Here is a 15,359-nt window from a genome sequence, read left to right as displayed (position 1 = left end):
GAAGTCACATCGAATCCTTAGCATTAGAGGATCGATGTGACTTTTTTTGTTTTACAGCTTAGAATCAACATACAGACTTTAAGGAGGGCACAACTGTGACTATACCTGATCGTACACGCGTCACCGTAGAGATCTACGGGACTTCCTATAAACTGGTTGGCAGCAGTGCCGACTATATGAAACAAGTAGCTAACCTGGTGGATGAGCGAATGAGCGCCATCTCCAAACATAATTCCCGACTCGATACCCCGCGTATTGCAGTTCTAGCAGCTGTACATATGGCTGAGCAGTCTCTTCAGACTCAGGAAATTCGGAATGAGCTGAAAATGCTGACCGGTGAACGTACCGAAATGAGAAATGAACTTAATCGGCTGAATGCCATACAAAATGAACATCAGCAGGAACTGGAACGCAGGGACCAAGAACTCGCTGAAGCAATGAAGCTTAAGGCTGAGGTGGAACAGGCTATCGCGAAACTCCAGAAGGATCAGCAGGCAGAAGTAGCCAAGCTGAATACATTATTGGAGCAGGAACGCGCTCAGGCAGCAAGTCGCGAGCAAAAGCTTCAAGCCCAAACTGCTGCACAGCTGAAAGCGGCTGAGGAGAAGGCGCAGGCGCGTCTCAAAGAAGCAGAAGAAAAAGCAGCGAATCAAATCAAGAATGCACAGACTCAGGCGGCAGCGCAGCTGAAGGAAGCACAGACACGTTCAGCAAATGAGATGCAGCAAGCCCAGGCCAAAGCGGCTGCACAATACAAGGAGCTGCAGGAGAAGACGGCAGTTCAACTGAAAGAAGCCGAAGCTCGGGCCGTAGCAGAACGTCAAAAAATCGAGATGCAGGCTGCACAGCAGGTACAAATGGCGAAGGAACAAGCGGAAGCGGCAATTTTGTCTGAACTGGAACAAGCCGAAGCTCAATTGCAGAAGGTTCAGGATGAAGCCCAGCTTCAATATCGTGAACTTCAAACTAAGATGGAGCAGCGTATACAGCAGGCAGAGCAAGCTGCCGTCAATCAGGCTCAAGAACTGACTGAGAAGGCAAAAGAAGAACAAGTCGCACTGCAGCAACGAGCAGAGCAGAAGCGATTGGCTGAAATTGAACAGCTGAATGCAGCATTCAAGGAGTCATCCGAACTGGCGGAATTGGAATGGATGGAAAAAGAAGCGGCTTATGAAGAACGGCTTCAGCAAATTCATGAAGCAGCCCAGACTCAGGCGAACGAGGCTGCGGCAACTGCTGAAGCTTTGCTACAAGAAGAGCAAGGCAAGCTGAAGCAGCAGTTGGAAGAAGAGCGTAAACAGGCCAAATCGCGCTTAATCGATGTTGAAGCCCAATTAGCCGAGGTACGTAAGCAGCTCAAGAATGCTCAAGAGGTGGTTGTGGATCAGGAGCAACAGCTCCAACACGAGCGTAATCAAACTGAAACGTTGCGCAGTGAACAAGCCGTATACAAACAGGAGCAAGATGTTCAGCTTCGTCGAATTACGGAATTGGAGCAGCAACTGGAACAATTAAAAGCAGATAGTGCTCTGCTGACTGAACAACTCCGCAACAAAGAAGCTGAGGCCGAACATTTCCGGGAAGCGGAACAGCAATGGAAACAGCAGTATAACGAGACCGTTGAACGTGAATCTTCTCTGACAGCACAGCTGCGAAAAGTACAGGAGCAGCACAGTCAACTGGAGCAGGAAATCAAGAAACTTCGTGAAGCCGAAGCGAAATCCGAGGATGAGCAGCGCAGGCTGCAAAAAGTGCTTGAGCAGGCCCATGCGGCAGTACGCACATTACAACATGAACTTGGTGCACTGACGCAGAGCGAGCTGTCCTGGAAAGAGCAGGCTGAACAACGTCTGATCGAGATCGGCGAATTGGAGACACAGGTGCTTGAAGCTGCAGAACAGAATGAAACGTTGGAGTCAGGTGTACAGTCTCTTCATGATGAATTATCCGTTGTTAAAGAAGAAGCTCGTCACGCCAGCGAAGAAGCGGAACGTTACATTGCACAAGCTGGTCGTCTGGAGCTACAACATAAAGAGCTTGATGGTGAATTGAATGATGCACGTGAAGAACTAAGCAAGCTGCAGGAAAATTATAAACAAATCCGCAAGGATTATGGTGATGCTCTGCAGCGCGAAGAGGACTATACTCGCAAGCTGAATGAGATGAGCGAAGAAAAGAAAGAGATTGAGCGTGCGCTTGAAGAATCAAGACAGAATGCCAATCAGCTATCTGCTCGGATCGATGAGCAAGGCAGCTTACTGACTCAGACAGAAGAAGAAGCACTTGAGTGGCAGATTAAGCATGAAGAATTGTCTGCCCAACAGGCAGAGCTCTCCTCTCGCCTGCAAGAGCTGACTGCACGGGAAGTTGAGCTGAAATCCAGAGTAGAACAAGCGGAACAACAAGCAGAACAACAAGATCAGGTTTGGCAACGTCGTGCTGATGAATGGGCGGCTCAGGAACAGTCCTGGCAAGATCGATGGGCTGCACTGGAGAATGAATTGAATCTCTGGCAGAAAGAAAGTGCTGCCAGTGTGGAGAAGGTAGAAGAGTTGGAACACGAGCGGCAGCAGCTTGCCCAGCAGCGTGCAGAAGCAATCGAAGAAAAGCAGACGATGGAAAATGAACTGCTGGATATCGGTGAGCGGTATGAACTTGCGGCCAATCAGTTACGTTTGCTGCAAGTTGAACGTGAGATGGAGCAGGAGAAGGCGGAGCAACTGAATACAGATTACCGCCAATTGCGGGATGAATATACGAAATTGCAGACGGAATATAACGAATGGATTGAATTGATTGAGCAGGATCAGACCTAGCTGATGATTATGTCATAACTGGAATCCTGGACAGCGCACTCTTGTACAATTTGTTATAATGAAGAAAGAGCTCCCGTCGCTACGGGGGCTCCTTGTCTTGAACACTATTCTTCAACAATAATTTTGGAGATCATACTGCCGTGACCGCTTCCGCAATAGACGGAACAGGACATTTCAAATTCCCCTGCTTTGTCGGGAGTGATCACTTTGGAACTGTTCTGGGTATCCAGCCGAAGGTTCAGCTCAGGTACTAGAACACCATGGTTTCCGTTTGTATTTTCATAAACAATCTTAACCGGGACACCTTTTTTTAAATGGTATTCAGGTTGGTCAAATTCATAGTTGCTTGCTTTGATTACCAGTTCTTCGCTTGCAGTTGCACCCGAGTCGGACTCACCGTTTGATTCTGCGGATTGTCCAGTTCCACCACATGCAGCAAGGACCAGAATCAACATACAGGCTGCAAGCCATGCCAGGCCTTTCTTCATCATTTGCCTCCTCAAAAAGCGTGATATGGATAAAATTTGAATGATTTCTCCAGTCATCATACCGCAAATTGAAGATGCCTGTACATGCTGCCTATGTCGTTTTTTTGAACATCAGCATGTTCACAACCTAAAAAAATAAACCTCATCAGGCGTTTAAGCCATCAGAGGTTTAGGGGAAGCCTATGGAGAGTAGGTACGTTGGAGCCTATGCGTGATCTTTGGATCTTCTTCCGGCATCAAAAGGGGTGGAAACCGGGATGAACAGATCAATGATCCCAATGACCAATGCAGCCAGAACAGCACCAAGCAGACTGACATGTACATGATCTACGACATATTGACCAATCCAGATCACTAGTGCGCTGACGATGAAGCCGACTATACCGCGGCCAAAAGGATTAACCCTTTTACCGAAGATGCCTTCAACAACCCAGCCAAGCAGAGCAATAACCAGAGCAAGCATCAGTGCGCTCCAGAAACCACCGACGGCGAATCCGGGTACGATCCAGCTGACGACCATCAATACAATTGCGGCGATGATAAATCGCACGACATGTCCCAGAAAATTCATGGTGTTATACCTCCTTTATTCAAATCGGATTGAGCATTGTACATCCTGTTCACTGGTGAGGTTGCACAATCCTGACACCTGTAGTTTGCGGCGCTATGTCCCAAGTTATGTGTGGAAGGATTCGTTAAATAGCGCTAGAAAGTTTCTTTCGTTATAATACAGTTATAGTTTGGAAGGAGTTGTACACTTGGACACGAAAATTTTACAAACATTGGAATATCGCAAAATTTTAAATACATTGCAAAGCTTTGCCCAGACTACGATGGGAAAAAAGAAAGCGGAACAATTGGAGCCGATCAGTGAACTGGAAGAAGTTAAGAGACTGCTCCAGCAAACCGATGAAGCTTTTACGTTTGATCGTCTGAAAGGCTCTCCATCTTTTGGGGGAATTGTGGATATTACCGCTTCGATCAAACGTGCCGAAATAGGGGGCACGTTGAACCCGCATGAGTTACTGGGAATTTCCAACACCACTTTGGCAGCACGTCGATTGAAACGTCAGATCGCTGCCCTCCACGATGATGAAAAAGTGGAATCCATTTTCTATATCAGTGATCAGTTATCTGAGCAAAAAACGCTGGAAGATGCGATTCGTATCTGTATTGACGACAATGCTGAAGTTTCAGACAGCGCGAGTGTAACACTGGCGCAGATTCGTCGTGAGTTGCGCGGCGGTGAAGCTCGCATCCGTGAGAAACTGGATTCAATGATCCGTTCTTCTACGGTATCCAAAATGCTGCAGGACCAGCTGATTACAATTCGGGGAGACCGTTTCGTGATTCCCGTAAAATCGGAATATCGCTCGTACTTTGGTGGGATTGTACATGATCAATCCGGTTCGGGAGCAACGCTGTTTATTGAGCCAGAGTCCATCGTTGCGATGAATAACAAATTGCGCGAGACCCGAATCCGGGAAGAACGCGAAATTGAAGTGATTTTGCAGAAATTAACAGCACTTGTCAGTGAACAGGCAGAATGGTTATTGTATGATGTTGACCTGCTGGGATCGCTTGATTTCATTTTTGCCAAAGCACGTCTTGCCCGTGAACTGAAAGCCACATTGCCACGTATGAACGATCGCGGATTCATCAAGCTCAAAAAGGGACGCCATCCTCTGATCTCGATTGAAAATGTGGTGCCAACCGACATTGAACTCGGCAACGATTATACGTCCATTATCGTAACGGGTCCAAACACAGGTGGTAAGACAGTAACGCTCAAAACGATTGGGTTACTGAGCCTTATGGCGATGTCGGGTTTGTTCGTTCCGGCCGAAGACGGCAGCCAGCTCTGCGTATTTGATGCGATTTATGCGGATATCGGTGATGAACAAAGTATTGAACAGAACCTGAGTACGTTCTCCAGTCATATGACTAACATCATTCGGATATTGAAAAACATGACGACCAAAAGTCTGGTGCTGCTCGACGAACTTGGGGCAGGTACCGACCCTGCAGAAGGTTCTGCGCTGGCGATCTCCATTCTGGAGCATATGCATCAGACTGGATGCCGCATGGTAGCAACAACGCATTACAGTGAGCTGAAAGCTTACGCTTATGAGCGAAAAGGTGTTATTAATGCCAGCATGGAATTCGACGTTAACACTCTGAGCCCTACCTACCGACTGCTCGTTGGTGTGCCTGGACGGAGTAATGCGTTCGCAATTGCGGAGCGGCTCGGCCTGCCAGGATACATTCTGGATTACGCGCGTGGCGAAGTGAAAGAGGAAGACCAGCGCGTAGAGCATATGATCGCTTCCCTGGAAGAAAATCGGCTTACTGCGGAGCAAGAACGTGAGAGTGCAGAGCGTTTGCGCCAAGATATGGAGAAATTACGCAGCCGTCATCAAGCTGAACTGGAGAAATTGGAACAGCAGCGTGACCGACGCATTGAAAAAGCGGAAGAAGATGCCCGCAACATTGTGGACAAGGCCAGAGCAGAAGCTGAGAAGATTATAGCTGATCTTCGCCAGCTCGCCATGGAAGAAGGCGCATCCGTGAAAGAGCACAAACTTATTGCTGCTCGCAAACAACTGGATGAAGCTGAACCTGAGAAACGCAAGAAGACAGTTAAACGCACTTCAACGGCAACGAAGTCTCGGGCCATCGGACCGGGTGATGAAGTTCTTGTCTACAGTTTGAATCAAAAAGGTCATGTGGTGGAGATGTCAGGCACCAAGGATGCCATGGTTCAATTGGGGATCATGAAAATGAAAGTATCCTTGAATGATCTTGAATTACAACAGTCTGCACCAGCAGAAGCCAAACCGAAGCAGAAACCGGTAACTGGTGTGAAACGAACTCGCGATGATAATGTGAAAAGTGAACTGGATCTGCGGGGGACGAATCTGGAAGAAGCCTTGATGGAGACAGATCGTTTTATTGATGAAGCTTTCCTTGCTAATCTGGGTCAGGTTTATATTATTCACGGTAAAGGAACAGGAATTTTACGTTCCGGTATTCAGGATTACCTGCGTAAGCATAGACATATAAAAAGTTACCGGCTGGGCAATTACGGAGAAGGCGGAAACGGTGTGACCGTCGCAGAATTGGAATAGCCCGACCAGGAATCAAAGAAGTTCTGCCGCCTGACGAGTTCAGGCAGCAGAATGGGGAAGGGGAACGGTGAGTGAAAGGGACGATTGACGAATTGCTGTCTCATCCCTTGGGGATGGTGCTCGGATTTTTCTCCGTAGCGATTATGGAGCTGCTTGTATTTCTGGCTTGCTTTGAACTGGTGACCAAGTACAAATGCTGGCATGAAATCAAGAAGGGCAATGTGGCGGTTGCGATGGCTACAGGAGGCAAAATCTTTGGAATCTGCAACGTGCTTCATTTCTGCATTCAGGCCAAATCATCGGTGTATGAAGCGATGACGTGGTCATTTGTAGGATTTGTCCTTCTGCTCATTGCCTATTTTCTATTCGAGTTTCTGACACCGGTGTTCTCCATTGACAAGGAGATTGAAGCGGATAACCGGGCCGTTGGATTGATATCCATGATTATTTCCGTCTCGTTGTCATTTGTTATTGGCGCGAGCATCATGTAGGGGGACCGTTCATGAAAATATTGATACGGATTCTGTTTGCTGCATCGATTGTATTTTTTGCCATTGGCGTCATTTATGTTTTAAACACATGATTATTCGAAAGAGAAAGGTTGATTCAATATGGAACCAACAGTATGTCCGTGGTGCCACACCGAGATTGTATGGGATGAGGAGCTAGGTCCTGAAGAAGAATGCCCTTACTGTCACAATGAATTAAAGGGATACCGTACACTAAACATCAATATCGGTGATGAAGAGAGCAATGAATCTGAGGAAGACATCTATGATATGGATGAAGTTGAGGACGATGAACAAACTACCGATCTCGCCAATCTGTGGGGTGATGAAGTAGAGCTGAAAATGCCGGAGCTTCGCACATTGACGAAGTATGCGGATGAGGGCAATGATCTGATTCAATACGAAGAAGGCGTGGAGAAGCAACTTGATTTGCAAGAAGAAGTTCCAGAATGTCCACACTGCCGTGAATTCATGATTCTTACGGGTACACAGAAGGCAAGCAAGGATACGTTCAATCCTGTTGCCAATGCCGTAACTGGTACGGATTCGTTGCTTGATGCGCCGTTCTCTGTACAAATGTATGTATGCTCAGGCTGCTTCCAGGTTCAATATAACCTGTCCGAGGATGACCGTCTGCGTCTGATCCAGAATTTGAGTGCGCGGAAATAAGGGAGTATACTGCTCTGAAAATATATAATATTCCGGAAATTCATCATGTTTTCCTTCTGCTTGGGGTACGTTAACCCTGAGACCTTGCCTGTGAAGTGCTGACTTCAGGTGGAATAAGGAGGGAGCAGATGAAGATTTCTCTGGGCCGACAATCCATTCTGCTACTAGGCGTGAATGGATTGTTTGTGTTAGCCGGAGCTTTGTCGGGGACGTTTCTGAACGTGTATCTATGGAAAAGCCGCCCGGATTACGCCATGCTGGGATGGTTCACGATAAGCCAACAAATTGCACTGGGACTCACTTTTTGGCTTGCGGGAAAGTGGGTCAAGGAACATAACAAAATGAGTGCGTTGCGCTTGGGAACAGCCTTGTCAGGTATTTTTTACATGCTTGTGTTATGGGCAGGGCCAAAAGCGGTTGACTGGATATGGCCTCTGGGGATTTTGTTTGGATGTGCACTGGGATTGTTCTGGATTGCGTTCAATGTGGTTTATTTTGAGGTGACTGACCGGGAGAATCGGGACCTGTTCAATGGTTGGGTGGGTTTACTGGGTTCGATGACAGGTATTATCGGTCCTTGGTTCTCAGGTCTAATTATTTCACGGATGGTTGATAATTCGGGTTATCGCCTTATTTTTACGGTGTCGTTGGTAATTTATGTGATTGCCGTTGTGTTCAGTTTTTTTCTGAAAAAAAGGGAGGTCAGCGGAACATACCGCTGGTCTGAACCGTGGCGACAGCTGTCTGCCAAAGATAGCGCATGGAGGCCGCTTGGCATGGGATTGTTTGCGCAAGGCGTGCGAGAAGGCGTATTTGCCTTTCTGATTGCGTTGCTCGTCTATGTGGCAACTAAGCAGGAATATAAGCTTGGGCAGTTCTCACTAATCACTTCTGCCGTAGCACTGGTGAGTTACTGGGCTGCAGGAAAATGGTTTAAGCCGCAATACAGGTCCAGGGGGATGTTAGCCGGTGCGATATTGTTATTCATCGTGTTGATTCCGCTATTATGGAAGGTCAGTTATGGTACGCTTTTAATTATGGGAATTGGATCTGCCTTGTCGATGCCGTTGTATATTTTGCCGATGATTTCGGCAGGATTCGACCTGATGGGGGCGAACGGCGAAAATGTAGAGAAAAGGGTTGAACTTGTCGTATTAAGGGAGCTTTGTTTGATGGTCGGTCGTTTATTTGGCCTTGCTGTATTTATTCTGACGGTTATGAATGGCCCTTCGTTACAAACGTTAACCTGGCTTATTGTGACACTTGGAGCTTTCCCGCTCATTGGCTGGATATTTATGCGCAAAATACTTGGACATTGGGATCAACAAGGACCTTCTGTGTAGCAAAAAAAGGGGACGGCTCAGGAGTTCATTCCTGAGCGCGTACCCTTTTTTTTCGATTAGAGGGGAGAGGGTTTACTCGTTCTGGTTAATGAGAAAAGTTCCAGATCCTTATTCTCTTTCCCTGTTATAGTATCCGTTAAGATGGATGCAGCAATCATGCTGTATACGGTACCATTACCGCCATATCCTTCCAGGAAATAGGAGTGTGGATACTCCGGATGCGGTCCGATAAAGGGAAGTCCGTCATGTGTATTGCCAAAAGTGGCTTCCCAAGCATAATCAATTTCGAGGTCTGGCAGTGGAAAATACTCCGCAACTCTCTCCAGTAGAACCCGTGCTCTGTTCAGAGCTCGAATAGCACGCTGGTCCTCATGAGGCGTATTTTCATCGAGACCACCAGCAATAATCCTGCCATCTGGTGTTGTCCGCATGTACAGATAAGGACGAGATGTTTCCCAAATCATGCTTTGCTTATACCAGTTGCTGAGGTCATTCAATGGTTTGGTCGCAATCGCATAAGTACTCTGTAAATAGGCACCACGATCATTTTTGATCTCCTGCGTTTCATAACCTGTGGAGAAGATTACATTTTTAGCTTTGATCGTGCCATTGGGGGTATAACAGACAACGCCATCTTCCTTAAAGTCACAGTGTGTCATTTCAGTCTGTTCGAATACCCGTGCGCCCTTTTGTACAGACGAATGAAGTAGAGCATGCACTAATCGGTAAGGATTAACTTCAGCATCCCCATATGTATATAAAGCCGCTGAACGGCTAAATGGGAAATGACTCTCGATCTTCTCTTGATTCCATAACTCTACTTCAAATCCATAACGTCTCAGGGTATGATACTCCTCTTCCAGTTTGGTCACATCGTCTTCTGTGCTGGCACAGTATAGACTCGTCCGAGGAATAAACCAAGTGTCCATTTCAAGACCCGACACGACTTCCTTTAACTGCTGCATCGCAATGCGGCACAATTCATAAAATCTCACCCCTTGTTCCTCACCAAACGTATTAATGCACGAGGTAAGTGTTTTGTCATTGGTATACTGAAGCAATCCCGTGTTAGCCATGCTGCTCCCCGTGCCTATTTTTCTTTTATCAATGACAACCGTGTCTATTCCACGATCTGTTAAGAGCTTGGCTGAGAGCGCCCCCCCCATGCCTCCTCCGATGATCAAGGTATCACAGGAGAGATTTGTTTCGAGAATGGGATAACTGGAATTTGATTGTAATGTGGTAGGCCAGAATGGATTACCATTTATAAGTTCCATAAGGATTCACCTCAGTAAGAATGTATTAAGTGAGTATACTTTTGAGTGACCGGGTTAACAATAATTGCGCATAACTTAATGCCGAGGAGGTCAACCAGAACATGCAGAATCAATCCATGCAAGCGCTGAGTCCGAAAGAGTTAAATTATATTGCGGATTCAATAACCAATGAAGAATTGCTAATCAAACAGTGTGCGGCTACAGCTTCCATCTCACATAATCCGCAAATCCAGCAGGCACTGAATCACTATGTTCGTTCCCATGAACAGCATCTGAACACACTTGTCAATGCTTTGCAGCAACATCAATCTATTGCTCCAACACAAGCACAGTAATAGAAGCCGAATCTAACCGTATAGGAGGAAACTTTGTGTATTCTCAATCTTTATCATCTAATGGATCATTTATGCAGGAGCAGGATTTGTTGAAGTCGATTCTTGCGGATTTAAGACGAACCGCGCGCGAATATACGACAGCAACTACCGAAGCTTCCTGTCCTATTACACGTCGGATGTTCACAGACTTGACCAATGATACACTCCGTTTGCAAGGTGAGCTGTTCAATGTGATGCAGCAGAACAACATGTATTCGGTAGGTTCGAAGGCATTGCGCCAGGATGTGGACAAGCAGATTCAATCGGCCCACCAGACCCAACAGAAATGTCAACAGTTCATTCAGGAAAAGAATACGCAGACGAGTGCTTACAGCCAGGCGCCTAATGTACCCCAGCATCAACCGAATTACGGTAACCCTTATTACATGTAACCTTTGTCATTATGGTTTGAAGCAGGTACTGTTGCAGACCATACCACCGCTTGCCCGAATTCAGGGCGGGCGGTTTTTGTCTTTGCATGATCGTTGAATTCATGTAATATAAGTATTAATTCATTTTCAGGAACCTGAATGACGCTGGAGGGAAAGACATGAAGGATCTGAACGATCTGCAATTAAAAGTTCTGGATTTGTTGAAGGAAGACGCGAGAAGGACTCCCGCACTGCTGTCGACGCTGCTGGGGGAGTCGGAAGATAAGATCAAGAACGCCGTGGCCCAGCTTGAACAGGACCACGTGATTGTAAAATACGCAACCGTTGTGAACTGGAGCAAGATTGATGATGAGAAAGTAACAGCCTTGATTGAAGTACAGATTACGCCTGAGCGTGGTCGTGGCTTCGAAGGGATCGCTGAACGCATTTATCTGTATCCGCAAGTGAAATCGGTATATCTCATGTCAGGTGCATATGATCTGCTCGTAGAAGTAGAAGGTGGCAACCTGCGTGAAGTCGCTAATTTTGTATCGGAGAAATTGTCTCCGATTGACTCTGTACTTTCAACCAAAACGAATTTTATTCTTAAAAAATATAAGCAGGACGGGATTATTTTTGAAGACCATCAGGAAGACAACCGTCTCATGATCTCGCCGTAAAGGAAGATGTGTCATGATAGTGAATGAACAGACAACAGGAAACAACAAGAAAATGACTTCGTACTTGGCTCCATTGGTTCAACAGATACCGCCATCCGGCATACGCAAATTTTTTGATCTAGTTGGCGATAACAAAGATATCATCACACTGGGTGTAGGTGAACCGGACTTTGTAACACCATGGCATATGCGTGAAGCTTGTGTGTACTCACTCGAAAGAGGAATGACCAGTTACACTTCCAATGCAGGGATGCCGAAACTGAGGGAAGCCATTAGCGAGTACCTGGATACTCAGTTTGATACCAAGTATGATCCAAAAGACGAAATTATTGTTACCGTTGGTGGCAGTGAAGCCATTGATTTGGCATTACGTGCCTTGATCGTACCCGGAGACGAAATTCTGATTCCAGAACCTTCGTATGTAGCATATTCACCGATCGCTTCGATTGGTGGAGGTATACCGGTTGGTGTAGAAACGTATGCGAAGGATCAGTTTAAACTGACTGCCGAGGCGCTGGAAGCGGGAATTACGCCGAAGTCCAAGGTTCTTATTCTATGTTATCCGAGCAATCCTACAGGTGCCATCATGACCTATGAAGAATGGTTACCGATTGCTGAAGTGATCAAAAAGCATGACCTGATCGTCATTGCGGATGAGATTTATGCTGAGCTGACATATACGCAAAAACATGTTAGTTTCGCTTCGATTCCGGATATGAAGGAACGAACCATTTTGGTGAGTGGGTTTTCCAAGGCTTTTGCCATGACCGGCTGGCGGATCGGGTATATGTGCGGACATCCTGAACTAATTGCAGCCATGCTCAAAATTCATCAGTATACGGTGATGTGTGCACCTGCCATGGGACAGGTGGCCGCGCTTGAGGCATTGACAAACGGTTTAGGTGAGAAGGATAGAATGGTTGAATCCTATAATCAGCGCAGACGCCTTATCGTGCAGGGTTTTAGAGATATCGGGCTGGACTGTCATGAACCCCAGGGAGCATTTTATGCATTTCCTAGTGTCCAGAAGACGGGGCTGAGTTCGGATCTTTTTGCTGAGCGTTTGCTAACGGAAAATAAAGTGGCGGCTGTTCCGGGTAATGTATTTGGTCCACAAGGTGAGGGGTTTCTTCGTTGTTCCTATGCAACATCGGTGACCCAATTGAATGAAGCATTGGAACGAATCGGAAACTTTGTTTACAAACTGCAAAAAGAGGGTTAATAGGGATTAGAAGCCTTTGAGTAATATGAACATTTTTCAAACTAGAAAAAAATAACTTTCTTTTACAAAATATTGTGATATAATTTCAATTTGAAATATGTTTTTCTTGTATTTGGAAACTAATTTTTCCAAGGAGGGGTTGGCTTTGTTTTGTGTTGAATATGATTTACCGACTAATCGTGGGCATTATTTGGCAGAAGGCGATCATGGCGACCGATGGTCGGTGAAACCGGATCACGCATCTTTGCATAACGTTTCCTTGGAAGATGAGATCCATATGCTACGCCGCAAGATGGAACAGATATTCCTTGAAGAGAAATCATTCACATCCGATATTGTAATTGAAATTAGCAGTTTACTAGATTTGAAGATTAATGAATACATGAAGGCTAATCCGATCAAAGGAAAGTAATTTTTCGTTGTATCGAAACGTTACGCATATGCAATTTAAAGAAGACCCGGCATGGGTCTTTTTTTTGATCTATGAATAGATTGCTCCGGATAGGCAGGGTTATTTTTTTGCGTGAAACAATTGTGATATATTGTACATAGGAGACTAAAGGGGGAACTGGAATGAAGAGATTTTGGGGGCTTACCGCAATCATTTCTATGATTTTTCTGCTTGCTGGCTGTGGCGGTAAGGACGGTTTTACAATTTTTATCATTGATAACCAAGGAAATCCATCCGTGATCTCGGAGCAGTTGCAAGCTAATTTGCAGCAGAAGCTGGGCGAGGAGCCCAAGGTGGAGGTTATCACCAGTGCGATGTATGATGTGCAGAAAATTATGGTAGAGTACGCGGCCGGTGGTCATGATATTTTCATTTTGCCTGAGGCTGATATGAAGCAGTACGGAAGTAACGGCTCCAATATTCCGCTGGATGATACATTTGATGCGGAGAAGTATAAGCGCGGTGTATTTGAAGGCGGGGTCCTGGTTGAAAAGGGTGAAGGAGATGACGGTTCAGATATCAAGACAGAATCACATCTCTATGGCATTCCGCTGGAAGATATGAAAATGTTCAAAGATGTAGATTATGCTGCGCAAAATCTGTTTGCTACCATTCCAGTGTCGGCGTCTAATGTCGAAGAATCCAAGAAAGTGCTGAAGGCGCTGACAGAGTAAATGCAATCTAGTATGGCTACTGAAGGAGGGGAGCGGATTGCTAATTACGGTCACAGGCGGCATAGGCAGTGGTAAAACCCGATTTGCGCTTGGATACGCAGCCCGGATTAGCCGGGAGGGCATCTATTTATCCACTGGTGATCATGATCCCGTGATTCCCGAATTGCCATCCGCTCATTATCGTGCCATCCAGGCTGGGAATGGCCAGCACCTGACGGAGGTGCTTCACCAGATTAATCGGGAATCCAATCTCTTCCTGGCAGATCAGCGTATTGTCATTGTGGATAGTCTGACCGCATGGATGGCAGCCGGGTTCAGGGCAAGTGATGATCTGGATAAGCAGCGTTCAGAGACACAGCTGTTGCTGGACGCCCTTCTGTCTTACCAGGGAAAACTGCTTGTGATTACCAATGAAATGCACGGCTCTTTGTATCCTTCAGAGGAAGAACGAATTTTTGCAGCAAGAATGGCGTCAGTTAACCGGGCGTTGCAGGCGCATTCGGAACAGATGTATCTGTTAATATCTGGCCTGCCTGTAGATCTCAAAGATCGAGGGCTGCGCTATGAAGATTAACATTTCATTATGTTAACGATGGACGAGCCTAAAGAAGCCTCCGTCACCACAAATGTGGTGCGGAGGCTTTATTTTATGACAAATGCGATGCGTGTAAATTTCTTTATTTCCGAGTTTTATTTCTTCTGATCCACCAAATTATACAGCCCACAACAATAATCGCTAGAAGTACATATACGACCAGGGAGTACACGTCCATAAAGTGCAGGATACTCTCCCATGACGCACCGAGAGCCGCACCAACCGAGACGAGAATAATATTCCAGGCCAGTGTTCCAATGGTTGTGAAGAGCAGGAATAAACCAAATTTCATGTTGGACATGCCGGCAGGAATCGAAATCAGGCTGCGAACAAGGGGGACCATGCGACAGAATAATACGGTCCACATTCCATATTTGTCAAACCATGCATCGACACGGTGGATATCTTCTTTTTTGATCCGCAGAATATGACCCCAACGTTCTACAATCTTCTCCAGCCGATTAACATCAATCAGCAGTCCGATCCCATAGAGAATGACTGCCCCAAGCACAGAACCAATGGTAGCAGCAAGAATAACACCGGGAAGGGTCAAGCTGGTGTAGGTGGTCATGAAGCCGCCAAAAGGTAATATGATTTCGGAGGGGATGGGGGGAAATACGTTTTCAAGCGCAATAATGAGTGCAATGCCTATGTAGCCGTATTGTTCCATGAAATCGGTTATCCAGTTTTGCATAATCGTCTCCTCTACTTTTGGTTTGCAAGGATTTGGCGTATACTCGGCAGAGTACACCAACTCATATA

The 15,359-nt window shown here is 46.1% G+C and carries 16 protein-coding genes; 12 read left to right on the top strand and 4 right to left on the bottom strand.

All coding sequences use genetic code 11. From position 1 onward, the window contains the following. The first annotated feature begins 95 nt into the window (after positions 1-95). Complete coding sequence (locus CS562_RS07975) at positions 96-2,816, top strand: cell division protein ZapA (RefSeq protein WP_099854860.1); 2,721 nt, start codon at positions 96-98, stop codon at positions 2,814-2,816. A 104-nt stretch (positions 2,817-2,920) separates the two neighbouring features. Here the strand turns inward: CS562_RS07975 and CS562_RS07970 are convergent, their stop codons facing one another. Together CS562_RS07970 and CS562_RS07965 are read right to left on the bottom strand one after the other, a co-directional pair. Further along, positions 2,921-3,304 carry a cupredoxin domain-containing protein gene (locus CS562_RS07970; RefSeq protein WP_076289921.1) on the bottom strand — a complete coding sequence of 128 codons (384 nt, stop codon included), beginning with the start codon at positions 3,302-3,304 and terminating at the stop codon, positions 2,921-2,923. A gap of 205 nt (positions 3,305-3,509) precedes the next feature. Next, positions 3,510-3,875, bottom strand: a complete 366-nt coding sequence (locus CS562_RS07965; protein ID WP_053780442.1) for a phage holin family protein — start codon at positions 3,873-3,875, stop codon at positions 3,510-3,512. 187 nt (positions 3,876-4,062) lie between these two features. On the opposite strand from CS562_RS07965, the gene CS562_RS07960 reads away from it, so the two are divergent. The 4 genes from CS562_RS07960 (at position 4,063) to CS562_RS07945 (ending at position 8,953) form a co-directional block, all read left to right on the top strand. Next, positions 4,063-6,432 carry an endonuclease MutS2 gene (locus tag CS562_RS07960; RefSeq protein ID WP_076289920.1) on the top strand — a complete coding sequence of 790 codons (2,370 nt, stop codon included), beginning with the start codon at positions 4,063-4,065 and terminating at the stop codon, positions 6,430-6,432. A 71-nt stretch (positions 6,433-6,503) separates the two neighbouring features. Next, complete coding sequence (locus CS562_RS07955; protein WP_162842430.1) at positions 6,504-6,923, top strand: DUF350 domain-containing protein; 420 nt, start codon at positions 6,504-6,506, stop codon at positions 6,921-6,923. Positions 6,924-7,043: 120 nt separating this feature from the next. Further along, complete coding sequence (locus CS562_RS07950) at positions 7,044-7,610, top strand: hypothetical protein (RefSeq protein WP_076289919.1); 567 nt, start codon at positions 7,044-7,046, stop codon at positions 7,608-7,610. Positions 7,611-7,738: 128 nt separating this feature from the next. Beyond that, positions 7,739-8,953, top strand: a complete 1,215-nt coding sequence (locus CS562_RS07945) for an MFS transporter (protein WP_099854858.1) — start codon at positions 7,739-7,741, stop codon at positions 8,951-8,953. 56 nt (positions 8,954-9,009) lie between these two features. Here the strand turns inward: CS562_RS07945 and CS562_RS07940 are convergent, their stop codons facing one another. Beyond that, positions 9,010-10,230, bottom strand: coding sequence for an NAD(P)/FAD-dependent oxidoreductase (locus CS562_RS07940; RefSeq protein WP_099854856.1), 1,221 nt, complete (start codon positions 10,228-10,230; stop codon positions 9,010-9,012). A gap of 101 nt (positions 10,231-10,331) precedes the next feature. Between CS562_RS07940 and CS562_RS07935 the strand changes: the two genes are divergently transcribed. The 7 genes from CS562_RS07935 (at position 10,332) to CS562_RS07905 (ending at position 14,576) form a co-directional block, all read left to right on the top strand. Then, positions 10,332-10,565: a hypothetical protein gene (locus CS562_RS07935; protein WP_063564215.1), complete on the top strand. Its 234-nt coding sequence runs from the start codon at positions 10,332-10,334 to the stop codon at positions 10,563-10,565. A 35-nt stretch (positions 10,566-10,600) separates the two neighbouring features. Continuing rightward, positions 10,601-10,996, top strand: coding sequence for a spore coat protein (locus CS562_RS07930; RefSeq protein ID WP_076289917.1), 396 nt, complete (start codon positions 10,601-10,603; stop codon positions 10,994-10,996). A gap of 158 nt (positions 10,997-11,154) precedes the next feature. Continuing rightward, complete coding sequence (locus CS562_RS07925; protein WP_024628343.1) at positions 11,155-11,655, top strand: Lrp/AsnC family transcriptional regulator; 501 nt, start codon at positions 11,155-11,157, stop codon at positions 11,653-11,655. A gap of 13 nt (positions 11,656-11,668) precedes the next feature. Further along, entirely contained in the window at positions 11,669-12,877 is a 1,209-nt protein-coding gene (locus CS562_RS07920; RefSeq protein WP_076289916.1) for an aminotransferase class I/II-fold pyridoxal phosphate-dependent enzyme, read from the top strand. Between the two features lie 145 nt (positions 12,878-13,022). After that, positions 13,023-13,289, top strand: a complete 267-nt coding sequence (locus CS562_RS07915; RefSeq protein WP_053780449.1) for an aspartyl-phosphate phosphatase Spo0E family protein — start codon at positions 13,023-13,025, stop codon at positions 13,287-13,289. Between the two features lie 161 nt (positions 13,290-13,450). Beyond that, complete coding sequence (locus CS562_RS07910) at positions 13,451-14,002, top strand: type 2 periplasmic-binding domain-containing protein (protein ID WP_076289915.1); 552 nt, start codon at positions 13,451-13,453, stop codon at positions 14,000-14,002. A gap of 37 nt (positions 14,003-14,039) precedes the next feature. Beyond that, entirely contained in the window at positions 14,040-14,576 is a 537-nt protein-coding gene (locus tag CS562_RS07905) for a bifunctional adenosylcobinamide kinase/adenosylcobinamide-phosphate guanylyltransferase (protein WP_076289914.1), read from the top strand. A gap of 103 nt (positions 14,577-14,679) precedes the next feature. On the opposite strand, the gene CS562_RS07900 is transcribed toward CS562_RS07905, so the two are convergent. Next, positions 14,680-15,291 carry a DedA family protein gene (locus CS562_RS07900; RefSeq protein ID WP_076289913.1) on the bottom strand — a complete coding sequence of 204 codons (612 nt, stop codon included), beginning with the start codon at positions 15,289-15,291 and terminating at the stop codon, positions 14,680-14,682. Positions 15,292-15,359: the final 68 nt, after the last annotated feature.

This window comes from Paenibacillus sp. LK1, from assembly GCF_002750415.1.
Lineage (GTDB): Bacteria > Bacillota > Bacilli > Paenibacillales > Paenibacillaceae > Paenibacillus > Paenibacillus taichungensis.
The sequence above is the reverse complement of the archived record's forward strand: the minus strand, read 5'-3'. Positions and strand labels throughout refer to the sequence as shown.

What these genes read in the sequence shown, in the direction of transcription:
- CS562_RS07950 (WP_076289919.1), top strand. Translation starts at nt 7,044, where the DNA reads ATGGAACCAACAGTATGTCCGTGGTGCCACACCGAGATTGTATGGGAT.
- CS562_RS07970 (WP_076289921.1), bottom strand. Translation starts at nt 3,304, where the DNA reads ATGAAGAAAGGCCTGGCATGGCTTGCAGCCTGTATGTTGATTCTGGTC.
- CS562_RS07965 (WP_053780442.1), bottom strand. Translation starts at nt 3,875, where the DNA reads ATGAATTTTCTGGGACATGTCGTGCGATTTATCATCGCCGCAATTGTA.
- CS562_RS07945 (WP_099854858.1), top strand. Translation starts at nt 7,739, where the DNA reads ATGAAGATTTCTCTGGGCCGACAATCCATTCTGCTACTAGGCGTGAAT.
- CS562_RS07920 (WP_076289916.1), top strand. Translation starts at nt 11,669, where the DNA reads ATGATAGTGAATGAACAGACAACAGGAAACAACAAGAAAATGACTTCG.
- CS562_RS07925 (WP_024628343.1), top strand. Translation starts at nt 11,155, where the DNA reads ATGAAGGATCTGAACGATCTGCAATTAAAAGTTCTGGATTTGTTGAAG.
- CS562_RS07910 (WP_076289915.1), top strand. Translation starts at nt 13,451, where the DNA reads ATGAAGAGATTTTGGGGGCTTACCGCAATCATTTCTATGATTTTTCTG.
- CS562_RS07900 (WP_076289913.1), bottom strand. Translation starts at nt 15,291, where the DNA reads ATGCAAAACTGGATAACCGATTTCATGGAACAATACGGCTACATAGGC.
- CS562_RS07935 (WP_063564215.1), top strand. Translation starts at nt 10,332, where the DNA reads ATGCAGAATCAATCCATGCAAGCGCTGAGTCCGAAAGAGTTAAATTAT.
- CS562_RS07940 (WP_099854856.1), bottom strand. Translation starts at nt 10,230, where the DNA reads ATGGAACTTATAAATGGTAATCCATTCTGGCCTACCACATTACAATCA.